Source organism: Draconibacterium sediminis (assembly GCF_000949475.1).
GTDB classification, from domain to species: Bacteria; Bacteroidota; Bacteroidia; order Bacteroidales; family Prolixibacteraceae; genus Draconibacterium; species Draconibacterium sediminis.
Window position 1 is genome coordinate 109,992 of sequence record NZ_JRHC01000003.1, and the last position, 26,377, is coordinate 136,368.

Annotated in this window: 23 protein-coding genes; 5 read left to right on the forward strand and 18 right to left on the reverse strand. The window is 42.0% G+C overall.

The window, feature by feature from the left end:
- Positions 1-3: 3 nt before the first annotated feature.
- The 9 genes from leuD to guaB form a co-directional block, all read right to left on the reverse strand.
- Positions 4-591, reverse strand: coding sequence for a 3-isopropylmalate dehydratase small subunit (leuD, locus tag LH29_RS12935; protein ID WP_045030484.1), 588 nt, complete (start codon positions 589-591; stop codon positions 4-6).
- An 84-nt stretch (positions 592-675) separates the two neighbouring features.
- On the reverse strand, positions 676-2,076 hold the full coding sequence (gene leuC, locus LH29_RS12940; protein ID WP_045030485.1) for a 3-isopropylmalate dehydratase large subunit: 1,401 nt from the start codon (positions 2,074-2,076) through the stop codon (positions 676-678).
- Between the two features lie 132 nt (positions 2,077-2,208).
- Positions 2,209-3,714 (reverse strand): 2-isopropylmalate synthase, encoded by a 1,506-nt coding sequence (locus tag LH29_RS12945; RefSeq protein ID WP_045030487.1) that lies wholly within the window; start codon positions 3,712-3,714, stop codon positions 2,209-2,211.
- A gap of 379 nt (positions 3,715-4,093) precedes the next feature.
- On the reverse strand, positions 4,094-5,683 hold the full coding sequence (locus tag LH29_RS12950) for an OstA-like protein (RefSeq protein WP_052670898.1): 1,590 nt from the start codon (positions 5,681-5,683) through the stop codon (positions 4,094-4,096).
- Complete coding sequence (locus LH29_RS12955; RefSeq protein WP_045030490.1) at positions 5,683-6,645, reverse strand: AAA family ATPase; 963 nt, start codon at positions 6,643-6,645, stop codon at positions 5,683-5,685. Before LH29_RS12955 ends, LH29_RS12950 begins: the two co-directional genes overlap by 1 nt.
- A gap of 20 nt (positions 6,646-6,665) precedes the next feature.
- A complete protein-coding gene (locus tag LH29_RS12960) occupies positions 6,666-8,012 on the reverse strand; it encodes a peptidylprolyl isomerase (protein WP_045031005.1) in 1,347 nt (448 codons plus the stop codon).
- A gap of 7 nt (positions 8,013-8,019) precedes the next feature.
- On the reverse strand, positions 8,020-8,883 hold the full coding sequence (locus tag LH29_RS12965; protein WP_045030492.1) for a hypothetical protein: 864 nt from the start codon (positions 8,881-8,883) through the stop codon (positions 8,020-8,022).
- Positions 8,876-10,774 carry a peptidylprolyl isomerase gene (locus LH29_RS12970; RefSeq protein WP_045030494.1) on the reverse strand — a complete coding sequence of 633 codons (1,899 nt, stop codon included), beginning with the start codon at positions 10,772-10,774 and terminating at the stop codon, positions 8,876-8,878. Before LH29_RS12970 ends, LH29_RS12965 begins: the two co-directional genes overlap by 8 nt.
- A gap of 85 nt (positions 10,775-10,859) precedes the next feature.
- The gene (guaB, locus tag LH29_RS12975) at positions 10,860-12,335 is read right to left on the reverse strand and encodes an IMP dehydrogenase (RefSeq protein WP_045030498.1); all 1,476 of its coding nucleotides are present in this window, start codon (positions 12,333-12,335) and stop codon (positions 10,860-10,862) included.
- A 136-nt stretch (positions 12,336-12,471) separates the two neighbouring features.
- Between guaB and LH29_RS12980 the strand changes: the two genes are divergently transcribed.
- The 5 genes from LH29_RS12980 to LH29_RS13005 all read left to right on the forward strand — a co-directional run bounded on the left by LH29_RS12980 (position 12,472) and on the right by LH29_RS13005 (position 18,027).
- On the forward strand, positions 12,472-14,370 hold the full coding sequence (locus LH29_RS12980; RefSeq protein ID WP_045030500.1) for a RecQ family ATP-dependent DNA helicase: 1,899 nt from the start codon (positions 12,472-12,474) through the stop codon (positions 14,368-14,370).
- A gap of 298 nt (positions 14,371-14,668) precedes the next feature.
- Positions 14,669-15,274, forward strand: a complete 606-nt coding sequence (locus LH29_RS12990) for a DUF5063 domain-containing protein (protein WP_045030505.1) — start codon at positions 14,669-14,671, stop codon at positions 15,272-15,274.
- Complete coding sequence (locus LH29_RS12995) at positions 15,275-15,847, forward strand: 3'-5' exonuclease (protein WP_045030508.1); 573 nt, start codon at positions 15,275-15,277, stop codon at positions 15,845-15,847.
- Positions 15,848-15,849: 2 nt separating this feature from the next.
- Positions 15,850-17,049: a class I SAM-dependent rRNA methyltransferase gene (locus LH29_RS13000; RefSeq protein ID WP_045030509.1), complete on the forward strand. Its 1,200-nt coding sequence runs from the start codon at positions 15,850-15,852 to the stop codon at positions 17,047-17,049.
- Between the two features lie 270 nt (positions 17,050-17,319).
- Positions 17,320-18,027, forward strand: coding sequence for a phosphoadenylyl-sulfate reductase (locus LH29_RS13005; protein ID WP_232302842.1), 708 nt, complete (start codon positions 17,320-17,322; stop codon positions 18,025-18,027).
- A 169-nt stretch (positions 18,028-18,196) separates the two neighbouring features.
- Here LH29_RS13005 and LH29_RS23850 read toward each other — a convergent pair whose 3' ends face one another.
- The 9 genes from LH29_RS23850 to LH29_RS13050 all read right to left on the reverse strand — a co-directional run bounded on the left by LH29_RS23850 (position 18,197) and on the right by LH29_RS13050 (position 26,350).
- The gene (locus LH29_RS23850; protein WP_157493688.1) at positions 18,197-19,003 is read right to left on the reverse strand and encodes a hypothetical protein; all 807 of its coding nucleotides are present in this window, start codon (positions 19,001-19,003) and stop codon (positions 18,197-18,199) included.
- Between the two features lie 465 nt (positions 19,004-19,468).
- Complete coding sequence (locus LH29_RS13015) at positions 19,469-20,032, reverse strand: FMN-binding protein (RefSeq protein ID WP_045030514.1); 564 nt, start codon at positions 20,030-20,032, stop codon at positions 19,469-19,471.
- 11 nt (positions 20,033-20,043) lie between these two features.
- Entirely contained in the window at positions 20,044-21,246 is a 1,203-nt protein-coding gene (locus LH29_RS13020; RefSeq protein WP_045030517.1) for a hypothetical protein, read from the reverse strand.
- A 314-nt stretch (positions 21,247-21,560) separates the two neighbouring features.
- Positions 21,561-22,301, reverse strand: a complete 741-nt coding sequence (locus LH29_RS23855; protein WP_052670904.1) for a putative signal transducing protein — start codon at positions 22,299-22,301, stop codon at positions 21,561-21,563.
- Complete coding sequence (locus LH29_RS13030; RefSeq protein ID WP_045030519.1) at positions 22,298-22,831, reverse strand: hypothetical protein; 534 nt, start codon at positions 22,829-22,831, stop codon at positions 22,298-22,300. Before LH29_RS13030 ends, LH29_RS23855 begins: the two co-directional genes overlap by 4 nt.
- A gap of 64 nt (positions 22,832-22,895) precedes the next feature.
- Positions 22,896-24,077, reverse strand: a complete 1,182-nt coding sequence (locus LH29_RS13035; protein WP_045030522.1) for a tetratricopeptide repeat protein — start codon at positions 24,075-24,077, stop codon at positions 22,896-22,898.
- Between the two features lies 1 nt (position 24,078).
- The gene (locus LH29_RS13040; protein WP_045030524.1) at positions 24,079-24,492 is read right to left on the reverse strand and encodes an RDD family protein; all 414 of its coding nucleotides are present in this window, start codon (positions 24,490-24,492) and stop codon (positions 24,079-24,081) included.
- Positions 24,493-24,663: 171 nt separating this feature from the next.
- A complete protein-coding gene (locus LH29_RS13045) occupies positions 24,664-25,434 on the reverse strand; it encodes a transposase (protein ID WP_198152445.1) in 771 nt (256 codons plus the stop codon).
- On the reverse strand, positions 25,406-26,350 hold the full coding sequence (locus LH29_RS13050) for a hypothetical protein (RefSeq protein ID WP_045030526.1): 945 nt from the start codon (positions 26,348-26,350) through the stop codon (positions 25,406-25,408). Before LH29_RS13050 ends, LH29_RS13045 begins: the two co-directional genes overlap by 29 nt.
- Positions 26,351-26,377: the final 27 nt, after the last annotated feature.

Below are 26,377 nucleotides of genomic sequence, written 5' to 3' on the forward strand. Positions count from 1 at the left end.
GATTTAAGCCTGTTCAAATTCTGCTATTTGATCCTTCATTTCAACGAGGTAGTCGATATCGTCCAATCCGTTTTGCAAACAATGCTTTTTGTACGGATTGATCTCGAAATCAGTCGACTCACCAGTAGCTGTTATGGTGAATTTTTGATTTGGAAGATCGACTTCAAAAGTTGAATCTGCATCTTTTTCTATCTGATCAAAGATTTTCTCAAGGAACTCTGGTGAAACAACAACCGGTAACAGTCCGTTGTTCAATGCATTTCCTTTAAAAATGTCGGCGAAAAAGCTTGAAACCACTACACGGAAACCATAATCGTAGATGGCCCATGCGGCGTGCTCGCGGCTCGATCCGCTACCAAAGTTTTTACCGCCAACCAGGATTTTACCTGAATATTTTGGGTTGTTCAACGGGAAATCAGCCTTCGGACTTCCATCGTTTTCATACCGCCAGTCGCGGAAAAGGTTATCGCCAAATCCTTTACGTTCAACTGCTTTCAGGAAACGTGCAGGAATGATCTGGTCGGTATCTACATTTTCGTAGGGCAGAGGTACTGCCGAAGTATTTATTATTGAAAATTTATCGTATGCCATTTTTTACAATTTTTGCAGAGTGCTAAGAGCAGAGTGCTTAGCGATTTTTTTCGCTTCGCTCTGTGCGCTTTGCGCTGTGCGGTTCTACATCATTTCTCTTGGGTCAGCAATAACACCTGAAACTGCTGCTGCTGCTGCAGTTAACGGGCTGGCAAGCAAAGTACGGGCACCCGGTCCCTGGCGGCCTTCAAAGTTTCTGTTCGAAGTTGATACCGAATATTTACCTGTAGGTATTTTATCGTCGTTCATTGCCAGACATGCTGAACACCCCGGTTGACGCAATTCAAAACCTGCTTCCTCTAATATTGGAACAAGTCCTTCTGCTTCAATCTGGTTTTGCACTGCTTTTGATCCCGGTACCAACCATGCAGTAACGTTGTCGGCTTTTTTCTTTCCTTTTACAAAAGCGGCAAATTCGCGGAAGTCTTCGATACGGCCGTTGGTACAGCTTCCCAGGAATACGAAATCAACCGGTTTGCCTTTCATGGCATCGCCTTCGTTGTATCCCATGTATTGCAACGATTTCTGATACGTTGTTTTATCTGTTCCTGACAAACCTTCCGATGTTGGAATCGTCTGCGAAACACCAATTCCCATTCCCGGGTTGGTTCCGTAAGTGATCATCGGCTCAATATCAGCAGCATCAAAAGTGTAATCCGTATCAAAAACTGCATCTTCGTCTGATTTTAACTCCGCCCATTTTTCCATGGCTTTGTCCCATTCTTCACCTTTTGGTGCAAACTGACGACCTTTTACGTAGTTGAAAGTTGTTTCATCGGGGGCGATCATACCACCGCGGGCACCACTTTCAATACTCAGGTTACAAAGTGTCATACGGCCTTCCATCGACAGGCTGGTGATTGCCGAACCTGCATACTCGATAAAGTGACCGGTACCACCACTGGTTGAAATTTTAGAAATAATGTAAAGAGCAATATCCTTTGCAGTTACACCTTTATCTAAAGTACCGTTAACGGTGATGCGCATTTTCTTTGGTTTAGGCTGCATAATACACTGGCTGGCCAAAACCATTTCCACTTCGCTGGTACCAATACCAAAAGCAATGGCTCCAAAAGCTCCGTGTGTAGAAGTGTGACTGTCGCCACAAACGATGGTCATTCCCGGCTGGGTTAATCCCATTTCGGGGCCGATAATGTGCACCACACCGTGACCTTCAGTTCCCAGTCCGTGATAAACGATACCGTTTTCATCGCAGTTCTTTTTCAACATGTCAACCTGGTTGCGCGAAAGTTCGTCTTTAATCGACAGGTGCTGGTTGATAGTAGGTACGTTATGGTCGGGGGTAGCTGTGGTCTGATCCGGACGATATACTTTCAATCCGCGGTTTTTCAATCCTAAAAAGGCAACCGGACTCGTTACTTCATGAATAAAGTGACGGTCGATATACAATACATTTGGGCCACCTTCAACCTTCTTCACCACGTGTGCATCCCAAATTTTATCAAATAATGTTTTTGCTGTCATGATTTCTTTCCATCTATTATATGGATTCAACTTTTATTCTTTTTAACACTCATTCCCCTGCTCCTTCGTCGCATTCCCCTTCGAAGGGGGATAAAGGGGGATGAATTGTCTACATCTTTTATCCGTATTTAATTACAATGCTGCCGGTAATTTATTGATGGCATCCAAAAAGGCCTCAACCGAAGCAGTAATAATATCGGTGTGTGCACCAAATCCATGATAGATTCCGTCTTCGTATTCCACCTGCATGTGTACTTTACCAATATCATCGCTTCCGCGGGTAATGGCCTGTACCAGGAATTCCTCGATAACAACCTGACGATGAATGATCTTTTTAACCGCTTTAATGGCTGCGTCAACCGGACCGTTTCCATCCGAAGTGGCATCGAATTTTTCTCCTGAAATATTCAGACGAACTGTTGCCATTGGTTTTAAACTTTTTCCGGTAACAACCTGTAAGTAATCCAACTTAATACGGTGCTCCTTGCGCGTTGCATCGCCAACCAACAACGCGATATCGTCATCACGGATGTCTTTTTTCTTGTCGGCCAATTTCAAAAACTCTTCGTAAACTTCGTCAAGCTTTTCTTTGTCCAATTCGAAACCTAATAACTCTAAACGGTGTTTCAACGCGGCGCGGCCACTTCGGGCAGTCAATAAAATTGCCGATTCGTTGATACCCACTTCTACCGGATCCATGATCTCGTAGTTCTCGCGGTTTTTCAACACGCCATCCTGGTGGATACCTGATGAGTGAGCAAAAGCATTACGTCCAACAACAGCTTTGTTTGGCTGAACAGGCATGTTCATTAAAGTAGAAACCAAACGGCTTGTTCCGTAAATTTTCTTAGTATTTACACCGGTTTCAATTCCCAGTGTTTTGTAATGCGTTTTCAAAGTCATTACCACTTCCTCTAAAGAAGTGTTACCCGCACGTTCGCCAATACCGTTAATGGTAACCTCTGCCTGGCGTGCACCATTCAGGATTCCTGAAATAGTGTTCGCAGTTGCCATTCCCAAATCGTTATGACAGTGCGTTGAAATAATCGCTTTATGAATATTAGGCACGTTGTCAACCAGGTATTTGATTTTTGCACCAAATTCGTGTGGCAAGGTGTAACCGGTAGTGTCGGGAATATTTACAACCGTAGCACCGGCTTTAATTACTGCCTCAATTACGCGGGCCAGGTACTCGTTATCGGTACGGCCGGCATCTTCAGCGTAAAACTCTACATCTTCAACGTATTTTTTTGCGTATTTCACCGCCTCAACACCACGCTCGATAATGGCATCGGGATTTGAGTTGAGTTTGTGGTAAATATGAAAGTCAGATGTTCCGATTCCGGTGTGGATACGACCTTTTTTGGCGTACTTGAGTGATTCGGCTGCAACATCAATATCTTTTTGTACTGCGCGGGTTAAGGCTGTAATCGTTGGCCATGTAACCGCTTTCGAAATCTCTACTACCGATTCAAAATCGCCGGGGCTCGAAATGGGGAATCCTGCTTCAATTACATCAACTCCCAATTCCTGCAAAGCTTTGGCAACTTCAATCTTTTCTACCGTGTTCAACTGGCAACCGGGGACCTGTTCACCGTCCCTCAAAGTTGTGTCGAAAATGTAAAGTCTGTCGCTCATGATTTGTTGTCTATTTATGTTATTTTTCTTTTAAGCTATGTACGTATCTATCATGAAAAAAGCCATCCTCAATGTGAGAATGGCTTCTTTATTCCAATATCGTTAATCAACACACCATTCTCATTTCTGTCTTGTTAGAAGAAGAATACCAATGAGGAGGTTAAGAATAGAAATGTTGATATTTTTTGTCATTTGCTTATGATTTCCTGCAAATATGAAAATATTATTTTAAAATGAAAATGAAATGGGGCTTTTTTATTAAAAAAAGAAGAATAATACCGAAATGTCTGTTTTGCGTTAACATTGAAGTAACTTTTGATGAAGTCAAAAGTTTAGAGCTCAGTGGGCAGTCTCAGTTTTCAGTCGCAGCAACCAGTGACTATTGACCAGTGACTTCTTCTGTTGCCTCTTCCTCAATCACCTCTTTCTTCTCAGGGCGCCAGAAAATATCTTTTTTAGAAAGCGGGCGCAGTTTTATTTTCCACTCGAAACCCGGTAATGTTTTCTCGCTATCTTCCAGTTTTAGAATTGGTTTTAACTGCCCTTCAGGTTGTTTTTGAAATGCAATGGCATCAATCTTTCCTTCTTTAAACCGTATACTGATATTGCTGCTTTCTGCTCTGTTCAGCCCGATAATGGCTTCTTTGTCGCGTGCATAATACAGGGTTTGCCCGTTACCATCCACATCAATATTGCGTAGTTTGCCGTTAACAATGTAGCCGGTCATGTCCTTGCCTTTAATCTGATCGAAGCGCCCCGAGTCCTGTTTCGAAATGATAAAACTGTTTTTCATCATATGCATTTCGTTGGGAGCGGTAGTGTGCTGAATCATTTCAATATAGTCGGCACTGAGTTGGTGTTGCTCGCTCCAAATTACCGGGTTGCTGTGCATTTGAACCAGCGAGTCTTTGGTGAAATACATCAGCGAATCGCAAAGCCCCTGTATGTCGGTTCTGAAAAAACGAACACCATAATAGGCCATCACAATATTTTCGCCATCAATGGTGTCAGGGATACTTTTTAAGGTGTCGGCGTGCAGGAACAGGCTGTCGGCTTCGCTGTACGAAATAAAAACCGCCGAATCGGTGGCTATCGCCGTTTCTTTTGTTTCGTTGTAAATTACCTTGTTTCCCTGAATTATGGTTTGGTTTTCAAAGTCTTCGATATGTACGTTTCCCTCGGCATAACCATCGCCATTTTCTTTATTATAGCTTATTTGTCGGGCGGTTAAAAGTTGCGTTTCGTTAAATACGCTTGGCATTTCTTTCAGATCGGCCTCGCCGGTTAGGGTGTTGTACCAACCATCTTCGGCATAAAGGGTATTCACCGAATCGCGTATGGTCGTTGGCCCTTTAAAATAGATAACCTCGGTTTGCGTATTGTAGCGCAGATCTTCGCTGTTGATGGTATACTTATCAGAGAAACCAACAACGCTGTCGGTAAAATGTGCTTCGTTATTGTCGAGGTAATATTTCCCCACTTTGCTGGTAAGTGTGTTGGTGCTGTCAACAATTTTCCCGAAACAATCGTAGTAGCCAACGTTCAGGTTCATGTCGTAATCCAGTGTGTCGGTGTAAAGCGTTACCTCGTTATTCACCAGCTTTACATTTTTTATGGCCTGTGCAAAACTACGGTCGCCATCGTAATACACTTTTCGCGCATAAAGGTGCAGCGTGTCGCCCTTGTTAATGTGTACGTTGCCAAAAGCATCTACGCGGTTTGATTGATCGTAAGTGTACGCGCTGTCGCAATACATCAGAATATCTTCATGCTTAATGATTACGTCGTTGATCAGGCGCTGGGCATTGGCAACATTTTCGCCTTGTTCCAATGTTTCAGCCTGAATGATTTCCACACGTTTCTTTTCCTGCGCGAATCCTTTTGTTGCTGTAAACAGAAGGAAAAGGAAGAAAATTGCAGGAGTTAATTTGCGCAAAGTAGCGCTGGTATTAATACGGTAAAAAGACATTAAAGCAATTTGTCGATGATTTCGTCGATTGAAATATTTTCAGCTTCGGCTTTGTAGTTTTTAATAATCCGGTGCCTAAGAATAGAGGGAGCAACGGCTTTTACATCCTCAATATCGGGCGAATATTTACCATGCAAAGCAGCATGTGTTTTCGCGCCCAATACCAGGTACTGCGATGCACGTGGCCCCGCTCCCCATTTCAGGTACTGGTTACTGATCTCTGCCGCATGTTCATTCTCCGGGCGGGTTTTTGCCGCCAGTGTAACTGCATAACGTAACACATTATCGTTTACCGGAATTTTACGGATCAAATCCTGGTAGTACAGAATTTCTTTTCCTGAAATAACTGGTTTTAACTGGGTGTTTTGTATGGTAGTTGTATTTTTTACGATGGTAATTTCGTCTTCCAGTTTTGGGTAATCGAGCCAAACCGAAAACATAAAACGGTCGAGCTGAGCTTCGGGCAGGGGATAGGTTCCTTCCTGCTCGATTGGGTTTTGCGTTGCCAGCACAAAAAACGGTTTGTCAAGCTCAAAATGTTGTCCGGCAGCAGTAACCGATTGTTCCTGCATGGCTTCCAATAGTGCCGATTGCGTTTTTGGCGGTGTACGGTTAATCTCGTCGGCCAGAATAATGTTGGCAAACAATGGCCCTTGTATGAATTTAAAATTACGTTCGTTGTCCAGAATTTCGGTACCGATAATATCCGATGGCATCAAATCGGGTGTAAACTGAATACGGTTGTACTTAAGCCCCAGAATTTTTGCAATGGTAGTTACCAGCAGCGTTTTTGCCAGCCCGGGAACACCAATCAGCAAAACATGACCGCGGCTAAACAGCGAGATCAGTACCTGATCGATAATTGCATCCTGGCCATAGATTACGCTTGTAATTTCCTTTTTCAGGTCTTTAAATTTTCCCTGAAGTGCATCTAAGGCTTCAACGTCGTTTTTAAAATTCATAAACAAAAATTCGTGGGTTATTATTTAATCCAGTTGTCGAAATTAAAGTTGCAGTTAGCATAAGTTCTGTCGATACGGATGTAGGTTTGCGACTGGCGCTCTGCAATCCATTCTTCCAAAACCTGTTCTTTCTTTTTCGCCAGGTACATTTCGGCAAGCGTTTGGTAATCGTCTTGCAGGTTGGCCTTATGCGAATCGATTTTTCTTAACAGCTTGATAATTTTATAAACCTGTTGCTGGTTTTTAGTGTCAATAGTTTCAAACGGCTCCGAAATCTCGTTGATGTTCATTTTTGTGATGATCTTGCTGGCATCGGGATCAACCTCTTCAATCGAAAATTTCGACGACATGGTGTTGGGGTTAATGGCAATTCCACCATTGTTACGGGTGTTCTTGTCGTAAGAGAACATTTGAGCTGCCTGATCAAAAGCAATTTCATCTTTACGAATGAGGTTGGCCAGGCTATCGAGGCGTTCGTAAGCTTCTTCTTTTGCGTCAACCGAAATTTTTGGTTTCATCAAAATATGGCGCGTGTTTACTTTTCCACCTTGCTTATCTACCAATTGAATAATATGGTAGCCAAACGCACTTTTTACTACGTTCGATACTTTATCATCTTTTAGGTTGAAAGCAGCTGTTGCATAAGCCGGATCAAGCTGTGCACGACCCGAATAACCAATAACGCCGCCATCTTTCGCTGACGGTCCTTCAGAGTAAATTACAGCCATTGCAGCAAAGCTCGAACCGTTTTCAATTCGTTTTTTAATCTCGCGCAGTTTGGCTTTTACCCGGTTTTCTTCTTCCAATTCTATTTTTGGTTGCACGGTAATTTGTGCATACTCGTATTGTGTTGGTATCGTTGGAATCTCCTCTTTGCTTAGGTTGCGGTAATTGTAGCGCACTTCTGACGGGGTAACGGTTACATTTTCAACGATTTTCGAGCGCATTTGCTGGCTTAGCAACTGCTCGCGAATGGCTTCCTGCATGTCGGCTTTAATACTGGCAATTGATTTGCCAAAGTAGGTTTCAACGGCGCTTTCGGTACCAAAGTGTTGCATGTACATTTGCAATTGGGCATCCATTTGCTGGTTAACCTGGCTGGGTGTTACCGTAATCAAGGTATCCAGTTCGGCTTCGGCAACCAATAGTTTATTGATCAAAAAATCTTCCAGAAGCTCGCATTTCATATCTCCTTCCGAAGTAATTCCCTGCGCCTGCTGGTTAATGTTCATGGTTTCGATGTCCGATTTCAAAATAACGTTACCACCAACCACGGCTACAATCTGGTCGATAACTTTATCCTGAGCATTTGCTCCGGTAAGTACCGCAAGCATAAGCATCGCTGTTACAAAAATTCTAGTTTTCATATTTTTATTAATTCGTTTTCGTGTCATAAATTCTGAATTTCTTTTTTCTTACACCTTCCGTGTAAATATTTTCTTCAATTTCTTTTAAGAACCTGATCTTACGTTGATTCAGGATCAGATTTTTAATATTGTCCCGAACAAATTCAATCGGAGCCAGATCGTTACTTAGCTTATAATCATGAATGCTGACAATATAGTAATAATTTGAATCATTCATTTCATACAGCTCGTTCCGCTTCAGAAAGGACTCGGGATCTTCCACCTTTTGCGGAAAGTTGTTTTCCAGCATCTGGAAGCTGATCCATTCGTCGGCTGATATGTTTGCTTTTTTTGCGTATTGACTGCAATAGTCGCGAAGTTCGTCAATTCCTTCAGGTGAAGTGTCGGCAATCAGGGATTTTACCATATTGGGATCGGCCAAATCGCTTGGTATCATTACAAAAGTGGCTTTTACAATGCTGTTATTCAGGTTGAAATTTGTCGGGTTATTGTTGTAAAATTTTTCAATCTGCTGATTGGTAACAACAGTGTCCATCCGTTGCCGGATCAACTCGTTTTTATATTTATAAATAATCAGCGAATTGCGGTATTCTTCCAGCTCGTTCCGAAGATCTTTTTGCTCGTCACTCAGGTTTTCATCGGCTTTCTGAATCAGTAATTCCTGCTTAATCCATTTGTCGATGTAATTGTCGCTCATCGAGATGCTGTCTTCCTTACTTATTCCTTTGGGCAGAATTTCTTCCACTTTTGAACGGTAAAGCACTTTTTCACCAACGCTGGCAACCGGTTCATCGCTCAAGTCCGACGAACATCCGGCAAGTGCAAGCGCCAGTGCAGCGATTAAGCTATATGTGATTTTTCGTTTAAACACCCTCGATGGAATTTAGCAGTTTTTTATTCACTTTAACCTTGTACTTATTGCGCAGTTCTTTTATCCACTGTTCTTCCAGGTAGTCCTGATAATCCGAGATAAAAAGGCCGCGTGCATCATCCAACGTTTTTGGCTCCGGTTTAATTTTGTCGCCACGAACAAAAGTAGTGGCACTGTCAAAATTTTCCGGGTCTTTGCCGTTCCAAACGTAATAATCCACTACCGGATTTTGGGCTTCTTCCCAGGCTCCGGTTTCAATGGAAATCAGTTCTTCACCATCCGTATTTATGTGTGCGAGTACTTCGTCGGCATTCAGGCCGGCACCAAAAAGGTTTTCCGCTTCTTCGCGAACCGACACATCCTTGCAGGTAATTATATGACCGTTAAAACGATCGCCCCAAAGGTGGTTATCCTTGTTATTTTGGTAGAATTTTTCCAACCCGGCTGTATCTTGCGCTGCATAGTTCCAGATTTTTTCCTGCGAAATATTAAACAGCAAAATGCCATCGTGGTATTCGTTCATCAGGTAGCGGAACTCCGGGTATTTCTCCTCCAGTTTTGAGTCTTCCAGATTTGTAATCTCATCCGTTACCCAATTATCGTAAACCGAAAGGTAAGAGCTCGATTTTATATTATTTTGTGTAATAAACGCTGTCAGTTCTTCGGCTCCAAAGTTTTTATTGTCGATAGTAAAGAAAGTTTCTTCGGGCAAAGCAGAAGTGCCGGCAATGGTTAGCTCTGCTAGTTTTACCTTGGCGACTTCGTTTTCCGAGAAATTATACTCCTTTTTCAGTTTCTCAACAAACACTTTTTTTCCCGATGCCTGACGTGCAGCATCTTTTTTTATCTGACTTTCAATTGATGCACGGGCTTCTTCAAAAGGAGGAACCGGGCGCGCACTTAGGCGTTTTATAATGTGATAGCCAAAAGGCGTTTCAACAGGTTCCGAAATATCGCCATCGTTTTTCAACGCAAATGCCGGATCGGAAAATTCCTTAACGATCCTGCCTGCCGCAAACCAGGGCATTTCTCCACCGCGTACTGCAGAGCGTCGGTCCTGCGATTCGTCTTTAGCCAAAGCCGCAAAATCAGCTCCGTTGAGCAGCAACTGATAAATGGAATCGATGGCCATTTTTGCTTTTGCTTTTTCTTCAGGAGTGGCATTCCTGCTCACGTTTTTCATTATGTGGGCAACCTGCAATTCTCCTTTGTTGGGGCGTGTGTCGTGCACCTTAATCAGGTGGTATCCAAAGTCGGTACGCACCGGCTCCGAAACTTCTCCAACAGGCGTGTTAAATGCCGCATCTTCAAAAGGAGCCACCATGGTAAAAGCCGAAAAATAGTTTAAATGTCCTTTGTTTGTTTCTGCCGACGGATCTTCCGAGTATTCCATTGCAGCATCCTCAAAAGGTTTTCCGGCGATTATCTGCTTACGAATGTTAGTAATTTTGTCGAGTACCTGCTGTTCTTGTTCTGGCGACGCATCTTTGTCAACACCCAACAAAATATGGCTTGCATTTACCTCCAGTTTCATGCGGCGGTAAAGCTCTTCAACCTGGTGTTCGTTAAAATCAATATCGGTGAGATAAGGCGCTGCAATTTCTTTCCGGTAGCCGGCCAGTTCATTAATAAAGGTCTGGTTGGTGTCCATCTTTAAGTTTTCAGCTTCAACAACTTTCAGCTTAAAATTAATGAACAGTTCCAGGTATTCTTTGGGTGTTTTTCTATCGGCATCAGAATACAGGCTGCTGTTGTTTTTGTTGTAGACGAATTCAAATTCATCTTTACTAACCTCGTGTTGATCAATCGTTAACAACACCTCGTCAGATTGTGCTACAACCTGTAAGGTAATGACAACAAAAAAAATCAATGAAAAGAAAACTCTGTTCATTTTACACCATCGGTTTATATTTGAACAACTCTGCTTGAGCAAATTGCGAATGTTTTACACCCCTTCGGGTAAAAGCAGCCCGCGCTTACTGGCGGCTGCTGTAGTTCGGTGCTTCACGAGTAATACTTACATCGTGTGGATGGCTTTCCTGAACACCCGCATTTGAAATTCGGGTGAATTTAGCCTGTTGAAGCGCTTTAATATTTTGTGCTCCGCAATATCCCATTCCGGCGCGTATACCACCAAGCAGCTGATAAAGCACTTCGTATAACGATCCTTTAAAAGGAACGCGTGCTGCAATTCCTTCAGGAACCAGTTTCTTAATATCTTCTTCCATATCCTGGAAATAGCGGTCTTTCGATCCTTTTTGCATGGCTTCAACCGATCCCATTCCACGGTAAGCTTTAAATTTCCTTCCCTGGTAAAGAATGGTTTCACCCGGTGATTCTTCAACACCTGCAAATAATCCTCCGGCCATCATCGAGTCGGCACCGGCGGCCAAACCTTTAACAATGTCGCCTGAGTAGCGGAGTCCGCCATCGCCAATTACAGGAACACCTGAATCTTTAATCGCTTTTGCAACATTGTAAATAGCCGAAAGCTGAGGAACACCCACACCGGCAATAACACGGGTGGTACAAATTGAACCCGGTCCAATTCCAACTTTAACCGCATCGGCACCGGCGCTAACCAGCAATTGTGCAGCTTCGGCAGTGGCAATATTTCCGGCAACCACATCTTTATCCGGATATTTTGATTTTATGCGTTTTAGCATTTCAACCACACCTTTGGTATGTCCGTGTGCAGTATCCAAAACAAGTGCATCAACCTGTGCTTTCACCAGTGCATCTACACGATCCATGGTGTCGCCTGCAATACCAACACCGGCTGCTACGCGCAAACGGCCTTTTTCGTCTTTACAGGCAAACGGTTTATCTTTTGCTTTGGTAATATCTTTATAGGTAACCAGCCCGATCAGTTTATTTTCCTTATCAACAACCGGTAGTTTTTCAATTTTATGTCGCTGAAGAATTTCGGCAGCTTTATGCAAATCTGTTGATTCGAGCGTAGAAACCAGGTTTTCGCTGGTCATCACTTCTGAAATAGGGCGGCTCATATTAAGTTCAAAACGAAGGTCGCGGTTGGTAACAATTCCTACCAGGTGGCCGTGGCCATCAACAACCGGAATACCACCAATTTTATATTTGGCCATAAAATCCAGTGCATCCTTCACTTTTTTCTCAGGAGTAATGGTAATCGGATCGTAGATCATACCATTTTCGGCACGTTTTACAGTTGTTACCTGGTGCGCCTGCTCCTCAATACCCATATTTTTGTGAATCACACCAATACCGCCTTCGCGTGCAATGGCAATGGCCATTTTACTCTCGGTAACCGTATCCATAGCTGCCGAAATAATCGGAGTATTAATGATAATGTTACGAGTGAATTTCGAAGATAGATCAACTTCGCGTGGTAACAATTCTGAATATGAGGGAATTAAAAGAACATCATCGAAGGTTAATCCTTCAAACTGTATTTTGTCTTCTAGAAACGACATGCCTAACTATTTTAATGTTTTTATTAAAGCGCAAAACTACAAAAAAATAGTGGACCAGAACTGATTTATTTAAGCTGTGCTTACTTTTGAAGAATAAAAATTGTTAAAGGTTAAAATGATTTCTTAATTTGTATTAATGGAAGACTTCAGGCAGATACTTACCCGCTATTGGGGCTACCCCGAATTCCGGCCGCTGCAGCTCGAAATTATTGAGTCTGTTGCAGCGGGTAATGACACGCTTGGACTAATGCCAACCGGAGGCGGTAAATCAATTACTTTTCAGGTTTACTCACTGGCACACGAAGGCATTTGTGTGGTGGTTACACCCTTAATTGCTTTAATGAAAGACCAGGTGGAAAACCTGAACCGGAAAGGGATAAAAGCACTGGCCGTGCATAGCGGAATGTCGGCACGCGAAATTAGACTGACGCTCGATAACGCTGTTTGGGGCAATTACAAGTTTTTGTATGTATCGCCCGAACGCTTGAATTCAGAGCGTTTTATAGAGCGCCTGGAGCAAATGAAAGTAAACCTGTTAACGGTTGACGAAGCGCACTGTATCTCGCAATGGGGCTACGATTTTCGGCCCAGTTACTTAAGCATTATTAAAGTGCGGGAACTGCTGCCCAAAATTAAAATACTGGCTTTAACAGCAACCGCAACGCCTAAGGTGGCCGACGATATTCAGGACAAACTCGGTTTCAAAGAGAAGAATTTGTTAAAAATGTCTTTTCACCGCGAAAACCTGAGTTACCTGGTGCGTCATGTCGAGAATAAAACCGGATATCTGCTGGATACACTGAAAAAAAGTAAAGGCTCGGGAGTGGTGTACGTACGAAGCCGCAAAGCCACCCGCGAAATTGCTGAAGAACTAAAGCAAAACAGAATTTCGGCCGATTATTACCACGCCGGTTTGGGAAATATTGTTCGTAGTTCGCGGCAAGACGACTGGCTAACCGGAAGAACGCGTGTGATTGTTGCTACCAACGCCTTTGGAATGGGAATCGACAAAGCCAACGTTCGTTTTGTAATCCATATTGATGCGCCCGATTCGCTGGAGGCCTATTACCAGGAGGCAGGTAGGGCAGGCCGCGACGGGAAAAAATCGGCAGCGGTGTTATTATATAATAATGCCGATACCACAAAACTGAAAAAGCATATTTCAACTTCGTTTCCCGAAATTGATAATATAAAACGCATTTATGATTCGCTGTGTAACTATTTTCAAATCGCTGTGGGCCACGGAAAAGGGCAGGTGCGCGAATTTAGCTTACAGGGATTTGCCCAGGCCTACAAATTTCAGCAGGCGATGGTTTACAATAGCCTGAAGATTTTGCAACGCCAGGAATACCTTGAATTTACAGAGCAGGTTGACAGTCCGTCGCGGATCTATTTCCCGATTTCGCGCGATGAGCTGTACAAATTTCAGGTGGCCAACGCCAAACTCGACGATTTTATAAAACTGCTGTTGCGCTCGTACACCGGTTTATTCACCGGTTATGTATCGGTTGATGAAGAGTTGTTGTCGAAACGTTCGGGGCTTAACCGCGACCAGGTGTATAATTACCTGAAACACTTGCGCCAGTCGAAGGTGATTGATTATGTACCGAAAAGTCAAACGCCGTTTATCTACTTCACCAAAGAGCGAGTGCATATCGACCGCCTGAAGATCTCGAAAGAGAACTATGATCTGCGGAAAAAGGACTATACCGAAAAAATTGAGTCGGTAATTCATTATGCTACCGATTTGGCCACTTGCCGCAGCCTGATTTTGTTGAACTATTTTGGCGAAAGCGATGCTGCCCCCTGTGGCACCTGCGATATTTGTAAAGCCAAACAGGCACTGGCACTTAGCGATTACGAATTTGAAACCGTTAGCAAACGTGTGCAGAAGTTGCTCGAGGAACCAAGCACCTACGAAAACCTCTTGTTTAAACTAAAGGGCGACCAACAAAAAATGCGCGAAATAGTTAAGTGGTTACTCGATAACAAAAAAATAATTTACCGCGTTGATGGACTGCTGGAATGGAAGTAAATAGAGCAGAAGGCAAAAGGCAAAAGTTGAGATTAGCTGTGCTGATCGAAATCCCGACCGAAGCGTCGGGAGCAAAAGTTGCAGTATCCGGTCGCAGTTCTCAATTGACTGATTCGCTTTCAATCAACTTCAATCTTAAAATCAATCTACCTCAATCTTCTCTAAGAAAGCACTGTGCTCAATAATACTATCACGCCAACTTAAGCCTTTAATCTTTCCACTTCCATCATTACACTCCTGTCTTAAAAATCTTTACTACTTTTGCAGCAGTTTAATTATTGGGAAATTAGGTGTGACTATGGATCAGATCGTATATTCAAAAAATGTAGTTGAATTTGTAACAGTGGCTAACGAGTACTGTTCTACCATCGAGAATGTGTCGCATCTCACTGCAGAAGAAAATCTTGCAAAGCTTCAAAAGTTGTTGCCATTACTCTATTTAAAGGCTTCGGTTGTTGGGAAGATTGAAATGGTGATGGACGAGGAACTGGAGAAATTTGTAAGCGAGCTCGACTACAATATGTTGTGCCAGAAATGGTTGCAGTTGTTGGGCGAGAACGATGGTTTTCACGAAGTTTTCGATCCCAATATTCAGTTTGGAGAAGAAACGGTACGGGCAAGTGTTTCCGAAAATCTGATGGATATTTACCAGGACCTGAAGGATTGTATCACAAATTACAGCATTGGTAACGAAGAAGTAATGAACGATGCAATTTCGGAGTGTATTTATCATTTCGAAGAGTTTTGGGGACAGCAGCTGGTAAATGTTATGCGTGCCGTGCACATGCTGGTATACAGCGGTGCTGATTTTTCAACTGAAAGTAGTAATGACGAAGCGGTTCCCGGGAAAGGAAATCCCAAATGGCTTGATAAATTCTGGGGAACCGATCAAGAAGAGGAATAAATGTTTAAAGAAAAAATATCAAACGAAGAATTGACGGGCCTGCCTTTAAAACGTTTTGAAGGGCAGATCTTTTTAGTCGATTCGTTACAACAGGTAAAATATGCCATGGAAGAGCTCAACGGAGCAAGCATAATTGGCTTTGATACCGAAACAAAACCTTCGTTTAAAAAAGGCGTGGTAAACAAAGTGGCCCTGCTGCAATTGTCGACCAAAAACAAGGCTTTTTTATTCCGGATTAACCGAATTGGTTTGCCACGCGAAATTGTGGAATTACTGGCCAACGAGAACGTGATTAAACCGGGCGTTGCTATTCGCGACGATATTAAAGGCTTACAGGAATTTGTACCTTTTAAACCGGGTGGTTTTGTTGAGTTGCAGGATGAGGCAAAAGAAATGGGCATTCAGAATTTCAGCCTGAAAAAACTGACTGCTATTGCCTGTGGTTTCCGTATTTCGAAAGGACAGCAGCTGACCAACTGGGAAGCCAGCGAATTAACAGAAGCACAACAATATTATGCAGCTACCGACGCGTGGGCTGCACTGGAAATTTTCGAGAACTTTTCAAAAAATTAGAGATGGCAAAAGAGTTTGTCAAAGTTGTATTAAAGTCGGGTAAAGACCAGTCATTGCTGCGTTTTCACCCGTGGGTATTCTCCGGAGCCATTAAAGAAATGTACGGAAAACCTGCCGAGGGCGACATGGTAAAAGTGTATTCGAACCAGGACCGGTTTTTGGCAATGGGCCACTACCAGATCGGATCGATTGCCATTCGTCTTGTGTCGTTTGAAGATGTTGAACCGGATTACGATTTCTGGAAAAGCAAAATCGAAAGTGCCTGGAACCTGCGTAAAAAAATAGGTTTTGAGAATAACCCGGAAACGAATGTTTTTCGACTGATACATGCCGAAGGAGACGGAATGCCGGGGCTGATCGTTGATTTCTACAATGGAACAGCGGTAATGCAAACGCACTCCATTGGCATGCACCTCATTCGCGAAGAACTGGTGAAAGCTTTGCAGGAAGTGATGGGCGACCACCTAAAAGCTATTTACAATAAAAGCGAAAAAACATTGCCGTTTAAAGCCCAGGTAAAATCGGAAGACGGTTATTTGTTTGGCGGCCCCGATGTTTCGGGAGCACACGAAGTGCTGGAACATGGACTGCGTTTTAAAGTGGACTGGGAAAATGGACAGAAAACCGGATTTTTTGTCGACCAGCGCGAAAACCGTAAGCTGGTGCAGGAATTTTCGAAAGGCCGCGATGTGCTGAACATGTTTTGTTACACCGGAGGTTTTTCGTTTTATGCCATGCAGGGAGGTGCCAAATCGGTGCACTCGGTTGATGCATCGGCAACTGCAATTGAATTGACCGATGAGAACGTAGAGTTGAATTTTCCAGGAGACCAGCGCCATAAAGCAACAGTGATTGATGGTTTTGAGTACCTGAAAGATATTAAAGATAAATACGACCTGATCATTCTTGATCCGCCGGCATTTGCCAAGCACCGCAAAGCATTGACGCAGGCATTAAAAGGTTATAAACGAATTAATACCCGCGCTTTCGAGCAAATTCGTAAAGGCGGAATTCTGTTTACCTTCTCCTGCTCGCAAGTGGTGTCGAAAGAGAAATTCAGGGAAGCTGTTTTCTCTGCAGCAGCAATTTCCGGACGAAAGGTTCGTATCCTGCACCAAATGAGCCAGCCGGTTGATCACCCGGTTGATATTTATCACCCTGAAAGTGAATATTTGAAGGGATTGGTTTTATATGTGGAGTAAGAGAACTGAGGGACTGAAGGATTGAAGGAATGAAGGAAGAAATGCGTGAATGCTTTAATGCCAAAATGCTTAAATCACATGGTTGTATTGCCGAAAATTGTAAAATTGATAAATTGTACTGCAACTAGCGGCTCGTAGCTCGTAGCTAATTTTGCCATTAGTCTGTTGAAGTACTGTAAAGTGAATGATTTATTGAGTGATTGACAAACAACTTTGTGTAGCTTTGTGCTTACTTTGTAAAACTTTGTGTTAAAATATAATTACATGAAAATGCAAGAACTAACAAACAAGTATAACTCCCAACTGGAAGAAAAAACGATTGTAGAGAAATTACAATTCCTGGTTGAACAGCATCCTGATAAAGTGGTTTTTACCACCAGTTTTGGTTACGAAGACCAGGTGATTACAGATATCATTTTTAAGAACGACCTGCCCATAAAAGTAGTTACTTTGGATACCGGCCGCTTGTTTCCGGAAACGTCTAAAGTGTACCGCAGTACGCTTGAAAAATACAACAAGCCGATTAAAGCCTATTTCCCGCCAACCGAAGAAGTGGAGAAACTGCTCGACGAAAAAGGGCCTTTTAGCTTTTACGAGTCGCTGGAAAACCGCAAAGAGTGTTGTTTCATCCGCAAGGTAATTCCTTTAAAACGTGCCCTGAAAGGGAACGAGATTTGGATTACCGGATTACGTGCTTCACAGTCGGATAACCGCAGCGACATGAAATTTTTTGAGTACGATGCAGGAAACGACATTGTAAAATTCAATCCGCTAATGGAATGGAGCCTGGAAGAAACCATCGACTGGGTGAAAAAATACAACGTACCTTACAATGTGCTGCACGACAAAGGTTTTGTGAGTATCGGATGCCAGCCATGTACACGTGCCATTCAGCCGGGCGAAGATTTCCGTGCCGGACGCTGGTGGTGGGAGCAGGGCTCAGGAAAAGAGTGCGGGCTGCATTCTGTAAAAAAGTAGATTCAAATTACACTATAGCTATAAGGCACGGAGTTTTCCGTGCCTTTTTTGTTACCAAATCTTTTACTTGAAAATTTCCCCTTCTGCCAGGAGGGATGTCAGCGACTTGAGCTATTAAGTTGGATGATTAATAGGGTTTCGCTGACGGAGAAGCAATCTGTTCTATCATCTATAAAGCAACCTTAAACCACGAAGAAACCGCCGAGGATGAGCTGGTGCCGGCTGGGTGTTGCTGCATGCCTTTCATCTGCCCACCGCGGCCACCGCCGCCGCCGCCGGGCATTCTTCCCATTCCCCCTCCTGAGCCTCTGCCTCGTCCGGAACCGGAATTACCTGACATGGAACCGCTTCCATTCATGGATGGACTTGAACTTCCCGTTTCCAGTCCTGCAGAAAAAGTATGATCTCCGGCAAGCGGAATTTCTTTTAGCGGCATCTGCAATTCTAAAACAAGTTCGTTGTATTGGTTAGTGGTAAAATTAACTTCAATAGCATACAAGTGGGGACTACGATAAAAGGTAAATTCTTCACCATTGGCATCCCATGTTACTTTTTTTAGGGTACTGTTTATGGCTGCGGCTATATTTCCGTTCATCCCCGGCTCTTGCATTGGTCGGCCCTGCAAATTTTGCCGGTTCAACTGATCGGGAGAACGTTCAATTTTAAGTGCATACTTTTTGCTTTTTTTGCCTTGAGGATCAAAATAAAGATTTAGTCCGCTGCGCATAATCCTTGGGTAAATTGTACGGTCGCTCAAAGTAGCTGTAAAAAAGAAGTTCGTGTCATTCACCGCCACTCCATACCGGATATTGTTTTTTTTATCAAAATGAGTAGTTGGAATCGCTGAAAATTCAGGAGTTGGTTGGCCGGAAAGATTTTGGCTTTGATATACCGGAATTTTGGCACACGAAAAGGAAAATAAAGAAAGGAAAATGTAGCCGATCATTTTCACTGATCGCCTGTTAAGTAGATTCATAAATTGCAATTTTTGTTGAATAAAAATCAATGTTTTCAGAATTAGACACAAGCCTGATTCTAAACTTGCGATACAAATTCCTTTTATTTTTAATGTAACAGAACATAACTTCACGGATTTCCCCTACTGACAGGAGGGGGTTCAGCAATGTAAGCTATTAAGTTGGATGATTAATCTGCTTTCGCTGACGGAGTGGTGTAGCAGGGGTAGATTGCTTCACTTCGCTCGCAATGACACGGTATATCCAGGTTCAGGGCAGCGGACAGAAGAGAATTGTGCGGGGACAAAACAGGTCATTGTCCGCTGCAGATCTATACCTAAAAAGAATGTCATTGCGATTTGACAGCTGACGGAGAAGCAATCTAAGTACTTAGCCTGAATGTATGCCTACTCAAAAAAAAAGTCCCGATCGACAAGCAATGTCAACCGGGACTTAAAACGTATGTAATGTATAACTTTTGCGTACTATAGCTGAAGATTTTTCAGCAGTGCCGTTTTGTTTTCCACATCAGCGGTGATGGCATATACCGAGATGGTGGCACCTGAAATAGCATCAATGTTTTTGTCCACTTTTAACGAACCCGAGCCATTAAAACCGATGAACTGTTTTAACCAGCCTTTGGCTGTAATTTCGTGGCCGTGCGTGGCCTGGTAGTTGTATACTTTTACTGCCTGCACAGTTTTGTTCTCGTCGAATAAAATGTAATAATCAAAATATTCCGAATCGAGTGTTGTCAACGATTCGTGCACTACCGAACATCCTCCGGCGCGGCAGCTGTTCACCCGCCCGATGTAAATGTATCGGTAAGCATTTTCATTATTTTCGGTAACCAGGAAGTATTTGCCATTTATTTCGTCGCAGGTTGGGTCGGTAATTTTCATTTCCTGAACCCCCGACAGTGTTTCGATACCCGATTTTTGAAGGGTCTTTTCCAATGCTTTTGGCTGAAAATCCACTTCGCTTTGGGCAAAGGCCAAACAGGCACTAAATAAAGTAGCAATTAATATTATTCCTGATTTTAATTTCATCTTTCTGTAGTTTAAAACATTACACCAATTCCGGCGCTAAACGTTTTTGCGTAAGTATCGGTGGCGGCATTTTTAACAAACTGGATATCGGTTTTAACAACCGCTCCTTTTGTTAATGCCAGCGTAAGTCCTGTGGTAATTGCTGTTTTTTCGTACGACGCGTTTTTAGCAATATTGTTTTCTACCGAACTGTGTGTATTTAAAAACTCGTAACGTACAAATGGTGTCAGTTGCAACTCAGTGTCGACTGTGCGGAAAACGTTGTATGCTGCCTCGGCGTAATACCCGATCATAGCACTTCCAACATCGTTCATGCTTCCGTCTTTTGCTGTAAATGCATTATACTCATCGGTGTTTGACAGGCTTGCATAGTACAACTGACCGCGCAACTGAAGTCCTTTTACCGAATAACGTGCATCCAGTCCGAGCATTGAAATGCCTACTACCGACGAATCAGCCATGGCAACAGCGGCGTCATCATTTTTGTCGATACCGTTGTACAACTTGCTTTGTGTTTTTCCGAGGTAAGTAGATACACCCAGGTTTAATCCTCTTATTCCGAAATATTCGACTTTTCCTGCAAAATTGGGTGCGCTCATATACGATTCAGCTCCTTTTTGGCGGCCGCTGCGCATTCCTTTGGCACCACTTAGTTTTGCCGAACCATCGTAACCGTTAAAACCGTTCATTACGTAAGCCTGGTATTTTAACGATGCAGGTAAAATTGTTCCGCTGATACCAAAACCAATTTCGCGCCATGTAGTTGGCGTAATGGTATTGTCAACCAGCGGGCGTTCAACACCGTTAAAGGTTGTAGGCTCGTGGTATTCGTTAATAATTCCCATGGGTACCAACATCAATCCACCTCTGAAATTAATGGCGTTGTTTAGTTTGTACTGCAAAAAAGCCTGTTCTACATAAACCTCTTTAACGTGCTCGTATTCAATTTCGGTAATAAACTGTGTTTTTTCGTTGAAGTTATAACCCAGCAACATCACCACACGGTGTACATCCAGTTTGCCGTTGTTATAAGTGTCGCCCGATAATGGCTGGTTGTAATGTACTTCGCCGTAACCGCCAATCAGCAGTTTGCTGTCTTGAATTAAAAGATTATCGGCTGAGTTGGTGTATTGGTTGGGATTGATTTCCTCGTTTTGTGCGAAAGAAAAAAGTCCCGCGCTTACAATTAAAAATGATAGTAATAGTTTCTTCATGATCTATGGATAAAGTTGTTAAATATTCACATTGCAAAACTAGCTTGAAGACCTGAGGTGTGAAATCCCAAAAAGTGGTGATTTTAGATGTTGGTAACTACTATTAGTAGTGATGAATGGAGGCTATATCACCTGAAATTGTGATTGTGGGGTGGAACGACAGGAGAAACGATTAAAGATAAAGGATTATTGATTAAGGGATTAAGTTGCGAGCCATTAGCCGCCAGCTGGCAGAGAAGCAATCTATTCCCTCGTGCAATGATTCACGCGGTAGCGGATTTTTGCACCGTCCTTTATAGCGGAAACGATTTCTATTAAAAATTGTGACCGCAATTAAAACAGTGCCATTTTTTACGGATTAACGGAAAGGGAGTACTGACTACCAGCGACAAAACCAGGTACAACACATCCCATTTATAGTCGATCGCAAATCCGTATTTGGTGTTATCCGATTTACAGTTCGGGCAAATAATCTCATTTTCGTTATCATGATGAGAATTATAACGATCTACCAGCTCTTTATCCAGGTAGTATTCAACGGGTCGGATTCGTAAATACTTAAAAACATCTCTGTCGAAATCAAACAGTTCATAAAAAAAATCATTCCAGTTAAAATGCAGTGTTTTGCTTGCCAGTAATTGAAATTCCTTTTCTGCTTCAACAATTTCGGCCACTTCAGCAGTGTTTAAAAGCGAGGATTCTATTTCGGCAGGTGTATTCAGCAAAACCGGATTGCTGCGGATTACCGATTTAATTCGTAACACCTCCCGCTGTCGTTCATATTCCGAATTAAGGATATCACTGATTTTGTATTCCCCCTTTTTATCGAACAAACAGCCTTCGTTTAGGTGAGCGAGTATTGCAGTAGCCGGCTCAAGCTGGTGCGATGGTACTTTTAACTTCACACCTCCAACGGCAACTGCCCGAAACGGATGCACCCAAACAATATTTTCATCAAAAACAAAACAATCGATCCCTTCGGTTTCAAGCCGGCCTTTTAAAATGTGGCAGTCCACCGGAATGTTTGAACTAAAAAGTGTTACAAGTTGAATCATGCATGTATTTCTGATCGCGGTTCAATTTCAGTTATCGAAACTGCTTTATCTTTTTTGAAAAGTTCCTCATAAATGTCAATACAAACATAAATCAGGAAAACAGCCAGCAGGTTGATATACAGATAGTATTCCTCGCCGGAATTCCATGCAAAACTAAAACGTGATGTTAGGGCAACGTCCATATTCATTTCAAATCCATTCGTAAATTCAACCCCTCCACCCAGTCTGCCACCGGAAATAAAATTATAAGTATATGCTCCAACCCCAACGGCAAATATTTGGATCGTCTGATTGAGCATCGAGAGTAATAAGCCTCTTTTGTGTTGTTTTCGAATAAGCAGGCTGCCGGCTTTAAAGGATAAACTATAAAGTCCGACAGCTACCAGGTAAATTAATAGCAATGCACCATTTATTTCGCCTGTTTTAAGGAGAATTGAGGCAATAATATAGAATCCCAAAAGGGCGCCAACGATTTGATAAATCCCTAAGATCAGGATGGTAGTCTTAGTTGATTTTATTCGGAGTTTCATAATGTGTCGATGTTTAGATTACAAGCAACGATTAAGAATCCGTGCCGGCAGAGGTCGTTTTTCCTTAATTCATTTCTTTTACATAAGAATCTATTGCTTCAAAAACGCCATGATTCTTTTCAAAAACTTTAGCAAATATTTCCCGCGCTTTTTCAAAATTTTGTTTCGATTTGGAATACTCCTCTTTGTCGAACTGAATAACCGCCGAATAGAAATATAAATTTCCGTTCACCTTATCATCAGTAGCAAATTCATCATGTTGCGTAGTCAGAAATTCCATAAGTTCATCAACTTTCTCATTACTCCAATATATGCTCATCAAATCCTTATAAATTGTTGGGTTGCCCGGATCTATCAAAAAGAACTGTTTTGTTCTTTCTGTATAGGAGGTTTTGTTTAGCGCAAGCTCCATCTCCAACAGAGGTTTTAATGTATAATAATCATTAGCCTGTATTTTGTCTGCCTGTTTATAAAAGTCAATAGCCTTTTCATTCTCCTCAAGTTCCTGATAAATCACAGCAATCATTCTGGCCGCATCCGCTTTATATTCAGCAAATTCATACAGTTTCATGGCATTTTGTGCACTTTCTATGGCTTTTTCTCTTTGGTCGGTGTATAAATAGGCATAAGCGAGGTTATAATGGCTCGACGGGTATTCCTGTTTTAATTCAACCGATTTTTTAAAATAGGGAATCGATGCTTTGAAATCCTGATTCATCAGATAAGCATACCCAATTCCGTAGGTCGACCAATAATCAAAAACGCCATTTTCGTAAGCATCCAGGTAAAGCGATTTAAACTTATTTATCACATCTGAATCCGGTATCAACCAGTTACCCTGATATTTTAAATGAGCCTCGTGATAGTAAAATCCAAGTTCTTTTTTCAACTCATAATTGTCGGGGTATTTATCAATCAGTTTTAATAATATGGTATCGGCCGGAAATGTAAACATGGTAAAATCCCCTGCACTGCCGCGCACATCAAGTATATCTTCATTTGGCTCCAGATCTTTTATTGCAAAAAGCTGATGCATAATGCTGGTAACAAAGTAGTTTAATAGCAGGTCTGTTTTTGCAATCGTAATATCGGGATTTTCATTTCGGGCATCGGCCCTGTTAAGTACATTGTATGCCGATTCATACTTTTTGGCTTCAATTAATTCACTGGCTTCTTCCAATGCACTTTTTTGAGCAAAAGAAACTGTAAAAAAGAAAATTAAAATTGATGTAAGTGTTAGTTTCATCTTATAGCGTTTCGGTTTGATTTTTAAAAACAACAATCGACTGCACGGCCATATCGTGGATGGCTTTACCCGTTTTGTTACCGCCTACGGTAATTAGCGAAAGCCAGCCCAGCAAAGCTTTAATAATATAGCGGAATACAGCCAGCGGGAAAAGAATATTCTTGTGCGGATTATTGGCCGGTTTTACCCGGATACCCAACAAAAAGTGCCCGATTGTTCCGCCAAAGATGCTGGTAAAAAGCGGATCGTAAAGCAGGAAGATAAATACAAAAGCGGCTATACGTGCAATATCGGGAACGTTTTCGAACCGATCGAACAAAGCAACAATACCCAGCATAAAAATCAGAAGGATTACCGAATCGGTTATTACTGCTTTTACTCTTACAAAAACTCCGGGATAGTTTTGGTTTTCCATTATTTGTTTATTGGTAGTTATTTGGTGGCACGGATTACAAATCGGCACCAGCGAATGTAGTAAATTTCAACGGATTGGGAATACGCAACCAATTTTCTTTTATAATTTTTATGGAGATATCCTTCGGGAATTTGTCAGGGCGTATTGCAATACGCCCGTGCTTTCCGGAGATTATTTCAATGTGTCTTTATTCCAGTTTTTGGGATTATTGATAATATAATTCGAAATATTTCGATAGGCCCTTTCCGATCGAATGATGCTTTCGTAATAATTGCGTTGCCAGATAGAGCCGGCTCCGCTTGGGGCGATCTCGTTTGGGGCTTCCGATAGGGCGTCTGATGGGGCGTTCTCGTTTGGGGCGTATTGCAATACGCCCGTAGCTTCGCCCGTATCTGTGGCGCCCGTTCTTTCGCCCGTATCAGCTGCGTCCGTTCTTTCGCTTCCTTTCTCTTCCCTGGCCTCTCGGATTAATTGATTAATCCGTTTGGTGGTAGCGCCTTTATAGCCTCTTATTATTGCGCCGATGGTTTGCGATGGTGATTGAAATTTCCCGATATGATCGTTTCCCTGTTCAGTAATTTTATAATCGATGCTGATTATGGCGTGAAAATGGTTGGGCATTAGAATAAATTCGCAGAGGGAAATATTTTTCCGAATCCCGGGTGTTTTTATCCATTCGTTGTTAGCAATGGTGCCAAAGGCATTGTAAACCATTTCGCCATTTATTATCTGGCCAAAAATAGGTTCGCGGTTTATTGTGCAGAGGGTAATAAAGTATAATCCTGCAGCTGAATAATCGTAGTTTTTTAGCCTGATGCTTCTTCTGTTATGGATATTCGGGTTATACATGTTTGACTTTCGTTTTATAAAAACCACGCGATGCCCCGAAGCATCGGGGGCGCGGTAGCGGTGGTTAGTGGTAGTAATTTTCAAAATTCTCAACAATCTTATTTTTAAACTGTAATATTCCAATGTTTGTCTCTAAATGAGTTTTAATGGACTCTACTACTTCAACTACCTTTGGGAAATCTTCTACATTAAACTCATTTGGTTGTATTGGTTTTTTTGATTTTGAGTTTACAATATCGTACAGTGCTTGTTTGTAATATCTATTGAAGGTATTCAAAGTAGTGAAATTGCAGTATTTTGCCCAATTGTTATCAGAATTATTAGGGTCATATTCAATCAACAAATTTTTTCCAATATTCACTAATTCATCTATTGTCTTATCTAAGTTTTGGTCTGAATTATCTAGTGCATCCATTTGATGAACCAAATTTATGTCAGCATTTTCGAATAAGGTTGACACGCTTACCATATTGTTTTTCAAGTCAGAGCACAGATATTTCTCAAATGGTGATAGCTCATTGTTTGGCTTTAGATAATCATTGATAAACATTGTCTCAACAACCAAGGCATCTATGTCAAAGTACAGTTTTTCAACTTGATTAGAAAAGCTGATTTTAAACAATTCTGGTTTTGTTTTTAAGTCATAGATGTGCTGAAATTCGTGAATTAATATCGCCTGGACAATGGTCGGGTGCTTTTTGTATGTGTCTATTACAAAATTACCAAACTTTAACTGTACTTTGGAAAGGTCTTCTGAAGTTCCAATAGCACAACAACCATATAAACTTTTGCTTAATGTAGAGTCATAAGCCATTGTTACCTCGCCATTTTTGATACACTTTATCGCTAAATCATAACAGTTTTGAACATACTCATTTTTCGTCTGAGAGTTCTTAATGGTTAATTCTAAATCATGTAATATTTTATTAATAACTATTTCTGTTTCATTACAATATGAATAAGGGATCGTATAAAGTGTAATGATAATCAGTAATAAGGTTTTTTTCATAGTCTGGTTTTTTAAAATTGCCGTTAA